General features: G+C 46.8%; 12 protein-coding genes. 4 read left to right on the forward strand and 8 right to left on the reverse strand.

All coding sequences use genetic code 11. The annotated features are described in order from the left end of the window. Window positions 1-25: 25 nt before the first annotated feature. From ABEQ74_RS07575 to ABEQ74_RS07585, 3 genes are read left to right on the forward strand one after another with little or no spacing between them, the layout of a single operon-like run. On the forward strand, window positions 26-769 hold the full coding sequence (locus tag ABEQ74_RS07575) for an ABC transporter permease (protein WP_430121088.1): 744 nt from the start codon (window positions 26-28) through the stop codon (window positions 767-769). Beyond that, the gene (locus ABEQ74_RS07580) at window positions 770-1,942 is read left to right on the forward strand and encodes a sensor histidine kinase (RefSeq protein ID WP_430121090.1); all 1,173 of its coding nucleotides are present in this window, start codon (window positions 770-772) and stop codon (window positions 1,940-1,942) included. Beyond that, window positions 1,943-2,548, forward strand: coding sequence for a response regulator (locus tag ABEQ74_RS07585; protein WP_430121092.1), 606 nt, complete (start codon window positions 1,943-1,945; stop codon window positions 2,546-2,548). It begins immediately after the preceding gene. A 320-nt stretch (window positions 2,549-2,868) separates the two neighbouring features. Here ABEQ74_RS07585 and ABEQ74_RS07590 read toward each other — a convergent pair whose 3' ends face one another. The 7 genes from ABEQ74_RS07590 to ABEQ74_RS07620 all read right to left on the reverse strand — a co-directional run bounded on the left by ABEQ74_RS07590 (window position 2,869) and on the right by ABEQ74_RS07620 (window position 11,986). Further along, the gene (locus ABEQ74_RS07590) at window positions 2,869-4,395 is read right to left on the reverse strand and encodes an ABC transporter substrate-binding protein (protein WP_430121094.1); all 1,527 of its coding nucleotides are present in this window, start codon (window positions 4,393-4,395) and stop codon (window positions 2,869-2,871) included. Window positions 4,396-4,425: 30 nt separating this feature from the next. Next, window positions 4,426-5,187 (reverse strand): response regulator transcription factor, encoded by a 762-nt coding sequence (locus ABEQ74_RS07595; protein ID WP_430121096.1) that lies wholly within the window; start codon window positions 5,185-5,187, stop codon window positions 4,426-4,428. Window positions 5,188-5,193: 6 nt separating this feature from the next. Further along, window positions 5,194-6,921, reverse strand: coding sequence for a sensor histidine kinase (locus ABEQ74_RS07600; RefSeq protein ID WP_430121098.1), 1,728 nt, complete (start codon window positions 6,919-6,921; stop codon window positions 5,194-5,196). Between the two features lie 271 nt (window positions 6,922-7,192). Next, entirely contained in the window at window positions 7,193-8,665 is a 1,473-nt protein-coding gene (locus ABEQ74_RS07605) for an ABC transporter substrate-binding protein (RefSeq protein ID WP_430121100.1), read from the reverse strand. A gap of 155 nt (window positions 8,666-8,820) precedes the next feature. After that, window positions 8,821-9,750: a carbohydrate ABC transporter permease gene (locus ABEQ74_RS07610; protein ID WP_430121102.1), complete on the reverse strand. Its 930-nt coding sequence runs from the start codon at window positions 9,748-9,750 to the stop codon at window positions 8,821-8,823. A gap of 13 nt (window positions 9,751-9,763) precedes the next feature. Then, window positions 9,764-10,708, reverse strand: coding sequence for an ABC transporter permease (locus ABEQ74_RS07615; protein WP_430121104.1), 945 nt, complete (start codon window positions 10,706-10,708; stop codon window positions 9,764-9,766). Window positions 10,709-11,035: 327 nt separating this feature from the next. Continuing rightward, entirely contained in the window at window positions 11,036-11,986 is a 951-nt protein-coding gene (locus ABEQ74_RS07620) for a helix-turn-helix domain-containing protein (RefSeq protein WP_430121106.1), read from the reverse strand. A 252-nt stretch (window positions 11,987-12,238) separates the two neighbouring features. Between ABEQ74_RS07620 and ABEQ74_RS07625 the strand changes: the two genes are divergently transcribed. Continuing rightward, entirely contained in the window at window positions 12,239-13,597 is a 1,359-nt protein-coding gene (locus ABEQ74_RS07625; RefSeq protein ID WP_430121108.1) for a sulfatase family protein, read from the forward strand. A gap of 270 nt (window positions 13,598-13,867) precedes the next feature. Here the strand turns inward: ABEQ74_RS07625 and ABEQ74_RS07630 are convergent, their stop codons facing one another. Continuing rightward, entirely contained in the window at window positions 13,868-17,347 is a 3,480-nt protein-coding gene (locus ABEQ74_RS07630) for a glycosyl hydrolase family 18 protein (RefSeq protein ID WP_430121110.1), read from the reverse strand. Window positions 17,348-17,609: the final 262 nt, after the last annotated feature.

The following is a 17,609-nucleotide window of genomic DNA, read 5'->3' on the forward strand; positions in this document are numbered from 1 at the left end:
AAACACTTTTAGGAGGAAAATAGCCATGTTACATATGTTTGTTGCCCAGACCAAAGCAGAAAGTATACGAATTATCCGCAGTCCATTTTTCTTACTCTTCTCCATTGCGATGCCGCTTGCTTTCTACTTTTTATTCGCCAGTATGAATGGGGTAGATAAATCGATTCAATCCACAACTTGGGGTGTCTTTTCATTGATGTCGATGACGGCATTCAGTTTGATTGGTACAGCCGTATCTCAATTCGGTATCCGTCTATCGTTCGAGCATCAAGACGGGTGGGTACGCTTGTTGAAGCTAACTCCACTATCTCCTGCAGTCTGGATTGGCAGCAAAATTGTATCGCAAATGGCTGTTCACTTGATCGTAATTGTTGTTATATTCTTATCTGCTGGTCTTGTTCATGATATACAATTGACGGCCGGGCAATGGATTTTATGTGGATTATGGTTATGGATTGGAAGCTTATCTTTTCTGGCGCTTGGTACATTGTTAGGAACGCTTAAAAATGCGAATACCTCCGTTGCAATCGGAAATGTATTACAGATGGGGCTTGCCATTGTGGGGGGGCTTTGGATGCCGCTTAGTACTTTGCCAAGTTGGATGGGCTCGGTCGGGGAATGGCTTCCATCTCACCGTTACGCCAATGGGGCATGGAATATGATCGCTGGACAAAATCCAGCAAGTATCGATTTCATAATTTTGACAGGATGCGGTCTCCTCTTTATGCTACTATCAATCTATATCTATAATCGACGGGATGCGGTCTAATTGAATAGAGAAAAGTGGCGTCTCTTTCCAAAATCGGAAGGAGTCGCTCCTTATATTTTGTTAACAAATTTAATGATACCCATGTACTTTTTACTCTATGAGCCATCAAGTATACAGTGGCTTGGCTTTGTTCTGTTAGGCATATTCGTTCTATCGTTTCGACAATCCTACTTTTATGCAAAGTGGGCCACGCCAATATTGATCGTTCAGGTGGTTATTCTATTAATTTTAGCAGCTGTATTTCACCCTATGTATACGTTTATAGGTTTTATGATAGCTGCTCCGCTGAGCAAACAAAAGCTGCCGATATTACTCTCTATAACGATCGTTTTCACTGTAGCTATGGGATTTATCGCTGTTCCTTACTTGGATCGGATGGGCAGCCTAGTATGGATAGGGCTGGTGCCTATGTTTGGCATCTGTATTCTGCCGTATATTATTCGAACTTCGACCAGGTTTCAACAGAAGTCTGCACGGTTGCGGGCAGAAACGGCTGAACGAATGGCACAGCAGGAGGAGCGCCAGCGGATCGCACGTGAATTACATGATACATTGGGACATACACTGTCATTAATCGCACTAAAAGGAGAAGTCGTTGAGAAATTGGTCAATCGTCAACCCGAGAGAGCGATAGAAGAGGCTCGTGAAATAAGAGAAACGGCACGCGCAGCTTTGAAACAAATGCGTGAATTGGTTACGGAGATGAAAGTTACATATCTCGCTGACGAATATAAGCATGCTTTATCGTTATGTTCAGCTGCGGGCATACAGCTTTTTTTCCAATATCAATCGATTTCAGATCCCAGACCTTCTAATGTAGGGACGCAAGACGCTTTAGTGAACAATCCGCTTCCGTTAACACCCTTGCAGGAGACGATCTTGGCGATGTGTTTTCGCGAGACGATTACGAATGTGGTTCGACATAGCCGAGCAACAAGTTGCAGCGTTCTTCTCGACATTCAGGAAGGGGAAGTTCGTGTATCTGTAAGTGATGACGGTATTGGGGCAGATGTGGATCAATTCTATACTAGCAGTAATGGCCTCGCCGGTTTACGGCAGCGGTTGGTTATGATCGATGGTCGTATGTCGCTGTCTTCGTCCCCAGGCAAGGGGACGGAAGTCACCTTACATATACCTAGGGTAATACGAAATGAAAAGGTAGGTAGTGCTTAGATGATTCGTATTGTTTTGGCAGAAGATCAAAAGTTATTAAGAGGAGCACTGGCAACTTTACTCTCGTTAGAAGATGATATTGAAGTCGTCGGTCAAGCTGAAAATGGGGAAGAAGTGATGTCCATGATTCAGCAATATGAACCCGATGTCGCTGTTCTGGATATTGAGATGCCACTAAAAACGGGGTTAGATATTGCGGAATGGGTTCAAAAAAATAAGTCAGCTTGTCGTGTCATCATCTTGACGACATTCGCGCGTCCTGGATATTTCCAGCGGGCTATGCAGGCAGGAGTTTATGGATATCTTCTTAAAGATACAGGCAGCGAGGAACTGGCTGATGCGATTCGTCGGGTTTATGATGGGAAACGTGTCATCAATTCAGAATTGTCGCTCGCGGTATGGGATGATCCATGTCCATTATCACCCAGGGAGCGTGAAGTCATGAAGTTGGCTGCCCAAGGCTTAGTTCTTCAAGATATTGGAGCACAGCTGTTTCTCTCCTATGGAACGGTACGGAACTATATGTCAGAAGCGATTGGGAAGCTAGGGGCGAATACACGGATCGAGGCGATAGATATCGCACGTAGTAAGGGATGGTTGGATTAGGGAGAGCTTCGAGTTAATCTGTAGTGGCCAGCGAAATCCGATATGACTGCGAAGCAGAGCTCTTTAGTTCAAGAGGTTGCTTCGGTTACGGACTTGATTAGCAAAAATTCTCGAAGTTTGGAAGCACTCGTTATGCGTCAGTGAATGGTGGATGTGCCAAGCCACGATTCGCCTCCATTACACACCAAATAGCACCGATTCGGTGCTATTTTCTTTTGTATAGCCTTACTCCATATACTCTTAGACGCTTTCCAATAATGTCTTTGAACTTTGCCCCGTTAGTGGTGCCAACTTTCGGACTTCGGTTTAACTGGATTAATTTAGAGACGCTGATCGTGCGTTATACGCCACGCGTTGAGCTGTTTTTGCACCTCAGCTTTCACCTTGTCTAGGCCCGCCTGCTTCAGTTCCTGGTTGAACTTGGGCAGTTCGGTATTGACGTCCACGCTGCCTGTCATCAGGCTGGGATAGTATTTTTGCCACACCATTTCGATATTTTGCATCTGAACCGGCATCATGGATAAATCGGGTGTAAAGCCAAGCATGCTGGATTTAACGACTCTTGCGTTGGAAGACCGGAATTGGTCCCACTTGTTCAAAGGATCTGGAAACTGGCCGCCTACGGTATTCAAAATGAACCAGTTTCCCTGCGTGTACGTTACCCCTGCATAATTTGGAGATGCACCTGGGATGGCATTACCATTTTCATCGATTGGGGGGATCGGCACGACCTGATCTCGGTCATCCAAGGTATAGTGGACACCCTCGATCCCGTAATTAAACAAGTTGCGCACTTCGGGATCTGTGTTGAGAAGGTTCAGAAACTTTACACTCTCTACGGGGTGCTTTGTACTCGAGCTAACAGCCATGATGCCTCCTCGCAGACCCTCTGTCGTGACCAACTCAGGTGTAGCGGGATGCGCCACAACCTTGTAGCCCCGGAACTTGCTCCAGGTATTTTCAGCGAGAGGGCCGCCCTCCGAAGCCTTCCAGAACACCTTCAAGCCTCTTTCGAGCTCCTGGTTCTCCCGCAAGGCAGCATCTTCGTTAATATATCCCGCCTTGTAATAGTGTCGAAGCGTATCGAGCACCTGCCTTGCTTCCTTGGTTTCGAATATACTCACGACCTGGGAGTTCGGATCGAGGGATTGCACCATCAGGGGGAGCTTCTTGTCGATAACATATTCGTAGCCGTATAAGGCGAAGAAATTCTGGGAGTCCTTGTCCAGCATCATGGGCAAGTAGTCCGGCTCCTGTAATTTAATCATCTGCAGCAAGGGTTCAAGCGATTCCAACGTGTTGTATTTTGAAATATCAATATCGTATTTCTTGATCAGTTCATCTGGATACGTCCATTGTTGACGTACAGCAAGTTCCTTATTGGTGGGTATGCCATAGATGCCTCCATCGTCCATACGCACCCCTTGCCAAAAAACAGGATCGATAATATCATACATGTCCTTGCCTACGGTAGAGAGATAGTTATCCAACCGCAGCCATGCGCCACGCTTGGCATAAGCTGTGAAGTCGGAGGCAAAAGCGACATCAAAGGGGGTTCCCGCTGATATCATCGTGTTCAGTCGTTTTTCATACTCTTGCCAACCCACCTTGACGTAGGTGATGGTAACGCCGATCTTTTTGGCTAGAATTTCATTGATTTTGTCATTCACCATCTTGAGATCCTTGTCCGGCTCGCCGAGCGTGTAATAGATAAGATTCACCATGGCCCCGTCCGGCTGTATCTCTTTATCTTTAACAGAAGACGAGGAACAGCCTGTTCCGAGCAGCATTAACATGCCGATGATTACAATATAGAGGATACGACCCACAAAAGAGGGGTGCTGCATACAAAGGCCTCCCTTTCTGCAACGTTTAACCTAGCCTTTTTTCCTAAGCTCTGAAGGTGACTTGCCGAAGTAGCTTTGAAAATGAGTGTAAAAATAGTTCATATTCTGGTACCCTGCGGACAGTGCAATACTGACAATCTTGTCGTTGGTCGTTAAAATAAGTTCCCGGGCATGAAGCATTCGATAGGCCATTAAGTACTCCGAAAATTTCATGTGTGCTTCCTTTAAAAACAGCTGTCCGAGGTAGGTGCTGTTCATGCGAAAACGCTCCGCTACGGATTTCAAGGTAATGTTCTGGGCATATTCCGCCTTCACCATCATCAATATGCGGTTGGTCAATTTGGATAGATGATCGTATGGGATGCCGAGGATCGGATCGGTATGCAGGTCTTCACTGCTTCTGCCATTCAAATTCCCGTGCAGATCCTCAACGATGATTTTTTCGATCACCTGCTGCAGCTTGGAACGCTCGACGGGCTTGAGCAGATAATCCTTCACACCGCAGCGGATGGCCTCCTGGGCGTATTCGAATTCGCTATAGCCGCTCATCATGATATATTTGGCAGGAATTCGCAGCTCATTTAGCTTGTTTATTATTTCGTAGCCGCGATCCGGGCCGATGCATACATCGAAGATCGCAATATCGGGCAGCAATTCAACCGCTTTGGACACTGCGTCATCTTTGGTCTCGCTTGTTTCAACCCGGTGAAAGCCGTAGCTTGCCCAATCCAAAGTTCGTTTTATGCCCTCCAGAATCTGAGGTTCGTCATCCACGATAAGAAGTTTGTACATGCCTGTTCACTCCTTTGCGATCATTACGGTAATCTTAACCCCTGCCTCCTCATTGTTCGCGATCTCCATAGAGAAGACTTCTCCATAGAAAAAATGCAGTCGGATATATACGTTATGCAGGCCAATGCTTTGTGCCCGAACATCGTCAGGGCTGGAGAGATTTTGTCTAATCTCCGCCAGCCGCGTATCGGAGATCCCTTTTCCGTTGTCCACAAATTCCAGGACATAGTGCTCATCGGCTTCCCAACCATTTACGACAAGCAGATTGAATTCAATGCCCGGGTTGAAACCGTGAACGAAAAAATTTTCCGCCAAAGGCTGCATCCAAAATTTTACCGTTGATAAAGACAAAAGCGTTTCGTCCACATTGAGCTGATAATAAAACCGCCCGGGGTATTTAAGCTCCATTATTTTTAAGTATTTTTGCAACAGCTCCAGCTCGCTGCCGATGGTAATAATATTTTCCTTCTTCACGATATCCCGGTATAGAGCACCTAGGGTAGCGATGGCATCGGCGGTGTCAACGTCACGGTTCACCAAAGCGGTAGAACGAATGGCCTCAAGCGTGTTGTACAGAAAATGAGGATTGATTTGATGCTGAAGCGCCTTCATTTCTGTTTCCTGCTGTTTCAGCTTCAGCAAGTATTCGGTGCGAATATGCTTATCAAGCTGAAGAACCATATCATCCAGCTCCCGGGCAATCATGCCATATTCATTTTTCCTGTACCTTGCAGGAGAATACGATGTAAAGTCAGCGGTTTTCACACGTTTGATGGAATAGATAATGCGCTGAAGGAATCGCGCATCGTCACGAAGATTGTAAACAATAATGAGCAGCACGCTGATCATCGACATCAATATGATGAATAATACGACAGCAATAATGGTGGCATTTTGACGTAAAAGCAAGGGTAAGTCGACGAGAACGACGAATCTGTAATCAAACTTGGTGGAAGAAAAGGTGAAGAAATATACGCTTTTCAGTCCGCTTAACGAGAGATAGCCGCTGTTTTGTCCATCTTCCGCCGCTTGAAGGGCCAGCCCCTCGGCATGGTCATTTCCACCTGAGATCATGTACACTTCGCCGGAAGTGCTTACGGCTGCGGCAGTGTCCAATTTGTAACCGTCTATTTTCTTGAACAGCTGCTCGCTGCTGACCAAGAAACGGAATTCCCCGATCTGACGGGATATCTGGTTTGGGTCAGATAGTTTTTTTCGGTAGACGAATCCCTTTTGGATCGTCTCGCGAAAGGCTTCATCCGTGTTCGGCAGGCGAAACGCAAAGCTGCCATTGCCGCTGCTGTCAAAGCGAATCACATTGCCCTGTGACTCGGTGTGAAGGCTAATTTGGGAAATGACTCCTTGCCCTGAGCCGTACAGAAAAGCTTTTAAATCGTCGGGAAAGGAGACGAGCGGTTCGGTAAAGTGGCTATCCTGCAGCCTGCTTGTTAGATATCCCTCCGCGCTATTGCCTAAAAAGTAACGGGCATCGGTCATCAGGCGATTGTTGGAGTATATTCGCTGCATGTATGCCTCGATGCGATCCGCATCCAACTGAAGCTCATTTTCAATGCGGGCAAAGGCGCTGACAGCGTCACTTCGGACGTTTTCGATCCATTGATACAGCATGACGGCACAGGTCAGAGTGCCAAGTGCCAGACCTAAAGACACCACAAATACCGTATACGCAATGAATTTGCTGCGGTATATCTTAATCTGCAGAAACGAACCCATGCGATGCCTCCTTTGCAATAGGTTGTTAGCTATGAAGCACCGACTTCTATCTTAAAATGCGCCTGTCATATATTCAATTCAATTTGAAACGATTTCATCGTATTTTGTTTTTCCTATCCTATATCAGGATGATGCAAAATTCGATCCAGTCCGATTTTTGACAAAATCCTCATATAAGAAGGCCCGAACGGGCAAGTGCCTTTTCCGTTCGGGCGTTTAAAATCGAGCAGTTGCTTTTAGTACGAATTCAAAAAGTCTTTATAAATTACTTTTACTTGAAGAAAGCATCAATCTGCTCTTGGGCGGTTTCCATGATCGTATCCATGCCGGCCGCTTTAAGTTCGGACACGATTTTCGGTACCATTTTCTCCGGATCAGATGCGCCTGTTAGCAATTCATAGCGGTATTTATCCCACACCGCTTTGGTATTAGCTACTTCAGTAGAAAGATTGGTAATATCCATGGAGTAGCCGAGCAGTGAAGAAGCAAATGCTTGTTCATTGAGCTTCTTGACTTGTTCCCACTGATCTTCAGGAGCACCCTTGTTCGTGGCCATGTTGAAGAAAGTACCCTGCGTGTAAGATGCCAGCGGCCATGTATCGGAAATACGTTCAATGACCTTTTCGCCATCAATCTTTTGGAAGTCTACGCCCTCTTCACCATAAGCAAGCATATTACGAAGCTTCGAATCCGTATTGACCAGCTCAAGGTATTTCAAGGCCTCTTTCTTATACTTAGAGTTAGCGGAGATCGCATTTAAGGAGCCTTGAATCGTTGTCGTCGTGTAGATCGGGCCGTAGTTCTGAACGATATCGTACTGTTCAACGCCGTTGTTAATTTGCCAGCCTATTTCAGCGCCAGGGAATCCTTGAGCACTTAAAAACGGTTTGCCTTTGTCTGCTTCAGGTTTAGTTGGCGCATCCGGGTTAATAATGCCATCCTTGTACCATTGGTGCAGCATCTTCAAATTGTCCATGATATCCGGCTGCTCCAGAACAGAGATAACCTTGCGAGAAGCGTCATCCGCCTTCACACCGACAGGACCAAGCCCAAGCGCCATATCGTCATACCCGTTAAAGAATCCGTTCAAGCCTTCGCTTTGCGTCATCGGCAGCGGATAGAAGCTTTTTCCTTCTCCTGCTTTCATATCATGGAAAGGTTTATCAAGATCCTTCAGGGTTTTAATGTTTGGTACATCGATGCCGTATTTCTCCACATACGTATGATCGAATCCCCAATACTGGGTTAGAGACGAATCTTTATACGTAGGCACGGAGTAAATCTTTCCGCCGACCTTTGAACCATCCCATACCTTCTCGGGAATAAACTTATACAGATCCGGCGTTTCGCTTTGCACGAGATCCGTGATATCGGCAAAGGAGCCCATCGCCACTTGTTGATTGTACTTGGAACCGTTCGTGAACATGATATCGAAAGGCTCGCCGGTATTTACGATCGTGTTGATTTTGGTTTCCCATTCTCCCCAGCTTGCGACTTTGATATCAACCTTGACGCCGATCTTCTCAGCGGTATATTCGTTCATCGCTGCGACAGCCTTGTCAAAGTTGTTTGGAACCTGACCGCCAATCGTCCACCATACCAAAGTAGGCACATCATCGGGAGATGAAGAAGAGTTGGACGAATCGGAGGCTGGTGAGTCTGACTTCGAGCCGCAGGCTGCAAGCGCTGTCATAAGGAGCGTTAAAACACACATAATCGAGATGAGCTTCAAAGACCTTTTCATAGGTATTTCCCCCTTGTAAGTGTTCTTACTCCGCTTTAAAGCTTTTTATAAAAAAGGTTTATCCTCAAAGCGGCAAAGTTTATAAAAAATCCTCAATTTCTCCGGATTCTCTAATCAGGTAGTTCGCTTTTCGCGAAAACGGATGCTGCCACAGCTTATCCTTTGACGGCACCGATCGTCAGACCGGAAATGAAATACCGCTGGAAGAACGGATAAGCAAAGGCCACGGGAAGCACAATGACGATGGCTACCGCCATGCGGGCAGACTCTTTCGGCATCGTTGCTACAAGCATTGCGTAGCTGACCCCCATGTTGGCGGCATTTTTGGCAAGCGCATCCACATTGCTCATCAGGTTATTTAGAAGAGCCTGCAGAGAATACAGATCCTGGTTGTTGATGTACAGCATGGATTGGAACCAGTCATTCCAATAAGCAAAGCACAGAAACAATCCGATGGTCGCAATGACCGGCAAGGAAATCGGCAATATGATCGAGAAGAAGATGCGCAGCTGGCCAGCTCCGTCCATTTCCGCGGATTCGATCAAACCATCCGGAATCGTGCTCTTGAAGAATGTTTTACAAATAATAACGTTGAACGATGAGACCGCCAGAGGCAAAATCAACGCCCAAATCGAATCCTTAAGGCCCAGTAAATTTGCGTTGATATAGTAGCTGGAGACCAGACCTCCGTTGAAGATCATCGGAATAAATACGATCCAGGTCAGAAGACCTTTGAGTTTGTAATTCGGTCTTGAGAGGACATAGCCCATCGAAGTGGTAAGCAGGATGCCAAGTACCGTACCGATAATCGTGACAAATAAGGATACACCTAGTGCACGCAGAATCATCGTCCCTTGCTGAGCGATATAACCGTAGGCTTCGCCGGAAAGTGCGGTCGGAAACATGTGGTATCCCGTCTGGCGTATAGATTCTTCACTGGATAACGAAATGGACAGTACAACCAGCATCGGCACCACGCATATTAACGCAAGCAGGATAAAAATGAGATTGAAGATAACGTTGATGCTCTTGCTAGGGCGATTGAATTTATCTAATCCGCTCTCGTATACCGTTCTTGTTGCCATATACTCACCCTCCTTACATCATCGCGCTATCCGGATCTAATCTACGAACGATCCAGTTTGCCGTTAGAATCGTGATACAGCCCAGTACGGATTGCACGAATGCGGCTGCGGAAGCCATCCCCACAGTTGCTGTTTTGAGCTGCTTGTATACCAATACATCGATGGTGGTGGTTACGTTAAACAAGGAATTTGCATCCCGTGGTACCTGGAAGAACAACCCGAAATCCGTGTAAAAGATTCGACCCACAGCCAAGATAAACATCATGACGATGACCAGCTTCATCAGAGGCAGGGTAATAAACCGCGTCTGCTGCCAAATGGAGGCTCCATCAATTACGGCCGCTTCATAGTAGGTTTTATCAATGCCGGTGATTGTGGCCAGGTAAACGACCATACCATAGCCTAATCCCTTCCATACATTCATGAAGATTAAAAAGTAGGGCCAGTATTTGGGCTCCATGTACCAATTAACAGGCTCACTTCCCATGTTAACGAGCATCTGATTGACAATTCCCTTGTCAAAGCTTAAAAATGCCCAGCCTACAGCTGAAACCACGACCCATGACAAAAAGTAGGGTAAGAACATCATCGTTTGATAGACTTTCCCTGCTCTGCGGTTGTGCAGCATGCCGATCATTAGTGCTAAAGCAACAGGGATCACAATATGAAGGATAATAAAAATGATATTGTATCCCAGCGTGTTTCTAATAATGATCCATGCATCATTGGACTTGAATAAAAATTCAAAGTTTTTGAAGCCCGACCATGGACTGTTCACCACATTACTCAGAAACCCGCCGCTTATTTTGAAGTTCTTAAAGGCGATAATGATACCGAACATGGGTAAGAAACAGAAAAGAATGTACCATATGGTAGTCGGCAGCGCCAAAAGGGTCAGCTCGGCATCTTGCTTGCGCCATTGCGTCCGCAGGCGCCTACCTTTAGCTTTAGTGCTCATGTCTGTCACCTCTTCCGTCATCCTATAAATTCATGTTGCAAGTCAATTTTATAGTAGATAAAGCGCTTTCATCCAGACAACAAACATGATACTGTAGTCAACAAACGTTAGATTTTATAAAGTATTTGAACAACATATCTGACGCTAAGGCAGCGGTAAATGAGTGATGTGAAGCCACGTATAAAAGCCATCACCAGTAATTTGGTTGGTGTTTTCCGGTTTAAACGCAAATGACACCATCCTCATGCGGATGGTGTCATTCGTGTTGTTAATATGTATCGGATTAAATATATTAACGGCAATTAATGATGCTATTACCGCCTCATTTTACATTTCAATTGGGTGTTCAACGCTTGCCTTATACTTCTTGCGATATTCCGAGGGAGAGATGCCCTCCGCCCGGCGAAATGCCCTCGTAAAATGATGCTGATCGTCAAATCCGAGCCTGTCGGCGATTTCCTTCATTGAATCCGAGGTAAACAGCAAGAGCTCCTGAGCTTGCTGCAGACGGAGCCGGGCTACGTATTTCATGGGGGATAAGCCCAGCTCTTTCTGAAACAAAAAACGAAGATGCTCCTTGCTGAGTGAAACAAGCCCAGCAAGTTCCTCCAGCGATGGACGCTCGTGCAAATGCTCCTTGATGTAGTCGCATACGTCGTAGACACGAACATCGTAGGTCACTGGCTGGTCAATCAGCTTATTCTGTAACGATTCGAATAACTGGTGTACCCACTGATTGCCCAAGGAACGAATCTTGAGATACTGAATCGTTTGCTTAGTATCGAAAATAAAGACCGGATAGTCGTCCCTCTTTATTTTTCCATGATCCGAGCTTTTTAGCTCCTGTTCATTAAAATCACGAAGGAGGCGGTGAAAGTTATCTGAAAGCTCGAACCAAAGACCAATCAATTCCTCGTAAGCGCGATGGTCGACAAGGGTCGTATGATTAGGGAAACGGTATAACCGGAGCAGATCGAATGATCCCACTTTGGCTTCGCAAGCAAGCGAAAGGTAATGAAAGGGGCCGTCATTTCCGAGTGAAATCCATTGATGATAGGATTGCGCTGGAAGCGCCACAATATCGTATTTCTTCACTTCGTAGACATCTCCGTTGAACTGCATCGTAGCACTTCCCGACAGCACCAGCCAAAACGTATTATAGGGCAAGGTCCCTTCACCCAAATGCTCTAGGCTGTGACGTCTCCATTCCTTCATCCAGCGAATGTTGATATATAACTGGTCCAACGAACTTCGGTTGCTCATTTCCATCTGCAGCATTTTGCGTGCCTCCTTGTGGATGTCTTCTAATGGTGATCTCTCTGGAGGAAGTCAGTTCGTGAGATGATCTGCATTTTTGAAACATTTCCCCCCGCCTTTGGTACATACGGTTATTCATCGGTATGTTAGAGTTAGGCTCAAACCTGAATATTTAGGATAGCTGATGAAGCCGCGTTGTGCGAGGTTCGCCCGCATAAGCAAGGCTTTAGGTACCATTATACATTGGCATTAACTATTGGAGGGCGAATATAGATGAGTAACGAGAACAGTACAGGCACCAAGCGGCCGAACGTCATTTGGCTATTTGGGGATCAGCACCGCGGACAGGCATTAGGCTGCAGTGGAGATCCGAATGTACATACGCCAAACATCGATAATTTGGCAGCTTCCGGGGTGCATTTTACCAAAGCGGTAGCGGGAATTCCCTTATGCTGCCCGTCCCGGGGATCGATAGTAACGGGAAGATACCCGCATCTGGCGGTACCCGGCCATGAACATAGGCTTCCACCGGAACAACCGACCATAGCACATGTCATGAACGAAGCTGGCTACAAGACGGCGTATTTCGGCAAGTGGCATCTCGACGGGTTCAAGGAGGGGACTGGCAGAGCGGCCTTTCACATGATTCCTCCAGAGCGGCGTGGCGGCTTCAATCACTGGGTCGGCTATGAAAACAATAACAGCCAGTGGGACAGCTGGGTTCACGGTGGCGAAGGCACCAATGCATTCCATTACCGCCTGCCTGGCTATGAGACAGATGGGTTGACCAAATTGTTCGTCGAATATTTGCAAGAGCGAGGGAAGGAAAGGATGGAATGTGAACAGGCTCAGCCTTTCTTCGCGGTATTGTCGGTACAGCCGCCGCATGATCCATACATTGCGCCGGAATCGTTCCGTAAGGGGCATAACGCCGCAGGCATTAAGCTAAGACCTAACGTTCCGTCGATTCCTCGCATTGAGGAGCAAGCCCGCAAAGATCTGGCTGGATATTATGGCATGATTGAAAATTGGGACTGGAATATCGGACAGATTATGACGGCGCTGCAGGAGAATGGACTCGCAGAGGATACGCATATCATGTTTTTCAGTGATCATGGTGACATGCACGGTTCCCATGGCCAATTCCGCAAAATGTCGCCTTGGGAAGAATCTATCCGTGTTCCGATGATCATTAGCGGCGAGAAGCCGTTCTATGGACGGCAAACAGGCGAATGGAACGTACCGTTTAACCATGTCGATGTCGCCCCAACTACGCTTGGTTTATGTGGAATCACCAAACCGGATTGGATGCAGGGCTCGGACTTGTCGGCTTTGCGTCTAGGCGGACCACAACCCGAATTGCCGGATTCCGCCTATTTACAGTCCGTCATACCTACAGGCCATGGACACAGCGTGGATCGTCCGTGGAGGGGAATCGTCACAACGGACGGATGGAAATACGTATGTCTGGAGAATACGCCATGGCTGCTGTTTAATCTGAATGAAGATCCTTACGAGCAAGTGAATATGGCTTACAATTCACTCTATAATCACGAGAGAAAACGCCTGAACGACCGTTTGAGGCAGTGGGTTGAGGATACGGGAGATGAGTTTAGACTGCCTACGCTTTGATACCCGTGCCACGTATCCATACAGTCGCCATAGAGTGGGCTGGCGCAGTAGAATGGCACATATGTACGACACAGCATTTGAAAAGCGACCTTGATGGGGCGCTTTGTTTTTATTATGAATTCAGTTATGATCGGTGCTATCTGCTTTTTTGCCTTACCAAGGAAATGATTCGCGATTTCAAGCCAGTTCGCAAGCAATAAACAGAGGGTAGAGGGGGCAGCCCCCTCTACCCAATTTGTTTATTCGAGATGTGGATCGCCATGGCTGAGATTAAGGCTGAACACTCCATAAAGCAGGTACATTTGAAGGTTCCCAACCAGCAAGCGATGTATGTGGTTGTATGCATTTATATACTTTTCCGTTATAGGTAACTAAATCGTCTTTGACATACGCCTTATTAGCCACCCATGCCGCAGCTGTTGGTGTAGAGGCATCCGTTGTCACGGTTAGTGCATTGCTCGCAGTTGAAACGTTGCCAGCGGCGTCTTTGGCTTTGACTGTAAAGGTATAAGCCGTGCCAGGCGTCAGGTTATTAATAACAGCAGTAAGCGTCGTGCCGTTTACGGAAGCGGCAAGCGAAGAGCCGTTATACACATCGTAGCCTGTTACGCCCACGTTATCTGTAGAAGCTTCCCAAGCAAGGGTGACGCTCGTTTGGGTTTTTGCTGTAGAAGTCAGATTTGCAGGAGCTGTAGGAGGAGTGGTATCCACTGAAGGTGCTGCATCGGTTGTGACCGTCATGGCATTGCTGGCAGCCGAAACGTTGCCAGCGGCGTCTTTGGCTTTGACTGTAAAGGTATAGGCCGTGTCAGGTGTTAGGTTATTAATGACCGCAGTAAGCGTCGTGCCGTTTACGGAAGCGGCAAGTGTGGAGCCGTTATACACATCGTAGCCTGTTACGCCAACGTTATCTGTGGAAGCTCCCCAAGCAAGGGTGACGCTCGTTTGGGTTTTTGCTGTAGAAGTCAGATTTGCAGGAGCTGTGGGAGGAGTAGTATCCACTGAAGGTGACGTATCGGTTGTGACCGTTACAGCATTGCTTGCAGTTGAAACGTTGCCAGCGGCGTCTTTGGCTTTGACTGTAAAGGTATAAGCTGTGCCAGGCGTCAGGTTATTAATAACCGCAGTAAGCGTGGTGCCGTTTACAGAAGCAGCAAGCGTGGAACCGTTATAAACATCGTAGCCTGTTACGCCAACGTTATCTGTGGAAGCTCCCCAAGCAAGTGTGACGCTCGTTTGAGTTTTTGCCGTAAAGGTCAGATTGGCAGGAGCTGTAGGAGGAGTCGTATCAGGTGCTGTTGGTGTCGTAGTCACGGTGTTGCTTGCAGCTGACACATTACCCGCGGCGTCTTTTGCCTTTACGTAGAAGGATATGGCACTGCCTCCTGGAAGCCCTGTTGCTGTATAAGTTGTTGTCGCGGAGCTGCCGATTAAATTCGAACCTTGATAGATGTCATATCCTGTTACGCCGATATTATCGGTAGATGCGGTCCATGTTAATGTCGCGGATGTTGCGGTTTGTGCAGAAATCGCAAGATTCGTAGGTGCGCTAGGTGGTTGGGTATCCGCAGGTGGGGCAGATTGAAGCTGCCATAATGTAGGAGCGGCTGAAGGCTCCCAACCTTGGATGGAAGTGTGGGCATAAGTACATTTGTAGAGGTTACCGTTGTAAGTGACATAATCTCCGAGGGCATAGGCTGTACTGAGTTTCCAAGCAGGAAACACAGGATCGGTAGGCGTTGTGACATAAATGGAATTACTTGCTGCAGAAGAGTTGCCGGACAAATCTTTGGCCTTAACATGGAAGTTGTAAGTTGTTCCCGGTGAAAGTCCGGTGAGGGTTTCCGTTGTGTTTTCTGTTGTTTTGACAAGCGTACCATTCTGATAAATATCGTAGCCGGCGATATCGTCATTATCGGTTGAAGCACCCCAGCTAAGTTTTACCGTCGTTTTTGTTTTGGCTAAAGAAACGAGATTGGTCGGTGTGGTTGGAGGTTGATTATCGATGATTGGCGGTGAAGTGGTAACAGAAAGGGCATTACTGGCTGCAGAAGAGTTGCCCGCTGCATCTCTGGCTTTGACTGTAAAGATATAGGTTGTGCTTCCTGTTAGCCCCTTGATAAGCGCGGTTGTTGTGGCTCCGTCAACAGACTGAACAAGCGTACCGTTACGATAAATATCATAAGCCATGACACCTACATTATCCGTAGAAGCGCCCCAGCTTAATGTGACTTTTTTATCGCCATGACCTGTTTCGACCAGATTCGTTGGTGCTGTTGGTGCAACCGTATCGGCAGGGGGAGTGGCTTGACTCAAGTCGGCAGCAACTTTATCCAACAGCTTAGGTCCTGTACAGTTGAATTTCGGGCTTGTGCGGCAATCGGAGCTGAATTCCCAGAACATGGCGCCGCCGAGGTTATTGTTCTTGATGTATTCGGTTTTATAACCGATGGATTCCGTATCATCATAAGAGATAAAGATTTTTGTCGTTGGATTGTAGAGGTACGGAACTTTGGCAATGCTGTTGTAATAACGAGTATACCCGTTTTTATTTACATAGTTTGCGGCGATATCCCCGTAATCGAACACCCCGGTATTTCCGGTTTTGGAATCATCCCAAGTGCCGTTTGGTGCCCATTTGAATACAGAACTGTTATCTGCTGCACATGTCTGGTATTGACCGTCGTTATTGGGTCCTGGAGGACAGTTTTTCCAACTGCGACCCATGAACTCCAAGCCGAGGACGATTTTGTTCAAAGGTACGCCAGCATTTTTATAAGCTTTGATCGCACCGTCCACAAAGAAGTTGTTGCTGTAATATGGATCGTTAGGATCGCCATAGAGACCCGTGTTATGACTAGTCGTATCTTCAAAGGAACCGCCGTGGAAGTCATAAGCCATAATATTGATCCAATCGACGATTTGAGCAATTTTATTAAGTTCTGTATTATCGACGAATTTTTGACTCGCTCCGGAAGCAATGGTGAGGAGGTATTGTTTGCCGTCCTCTGCTCCTGCTGCATCTAACTGATTCCGAGTTTCTTGAAGGAGCAAGGTGTAGTTTTGTTTGTCCTCCGGACGGTAGCTATTACCTTGGATGGCTTCGACATTCGGATATTCCCAGTCTAGGTCAATCCCATCAAAGCCATAGGCTCGAAGTGCATCGACTGCGGATTTAGCGAAGTTTTTGCGAGTTTGGTCGGATGCCGCCGTATCCGAGAAACGGTTGGACCATGTCCAGCCTCCCACGGATAGAATGGTTTTTAAATGAGGATTTTGAGCCTTCAGATTCCGCAAGGCTCCAAAGTTACCGCAAGCCGCATCAGCCCAGCAACCGGTTGTTGGACCACCGGGTGTCGGACGCAAGGCATCGGCATCAGGATCGCCAAGTACGATACTGCCATTGGGGACATTGCCGGATTGAAGTGGAATACCGGTTGTTGTACAAGGCCAAGTTTGTTTGTTTGGGTTGTCTATCGCTGTGGAACCGTTGCCATGTTTACCCTCCCAACAAATATCAGCAAACGCATAGTTAATGTGCGTGACTTTGGAAACGTCAATATTCGAAACGTTGTAGCTGCGTCCGTAGATTCCCCAGGATGGGAAATACCCTACGATTTTGTACTCTCCGTTCGGATTGGCTGCATTTACATTTTGTACACCAATGCCAGATACGAGTGGTATGATGATAAGTAACAAGCACATCCAAACCAAACCGACGGTCTTCTTTAATACCCTCCCGTGAACCATAAATTCTCCTCCTTTTTTGTGCAGCTGGTAACCATTTCTGTGCCCGTAATTTTGAATGTCGAGCAGGCACGCTTTAGATGAATGATACCGTTATTACATTTAAAGCCTCACCTCCTTTCAATTGATAAGTACTACAGCGATAGGTAGGGGGATGATAGATTAACAGTCCTACTATCCGAATCATTTCAATCGACGCTAAGGGCACTGATCTTGTATGACCAAAAGACTGAACGAGGAAATGATTAAGGAACGCAAAAGAAAC

The organism is Paenibacillus solani (genome assembly GCF_050475945.1).
In the GTDB taxonomy this organism is placed as follows: domain Bacteria; phylum Bacillota; class Bacilli; order Paenibacillales; family Paenibacillaceae; genus Paenibacillus_AQ; species Paenibacillus_AQ solani_A.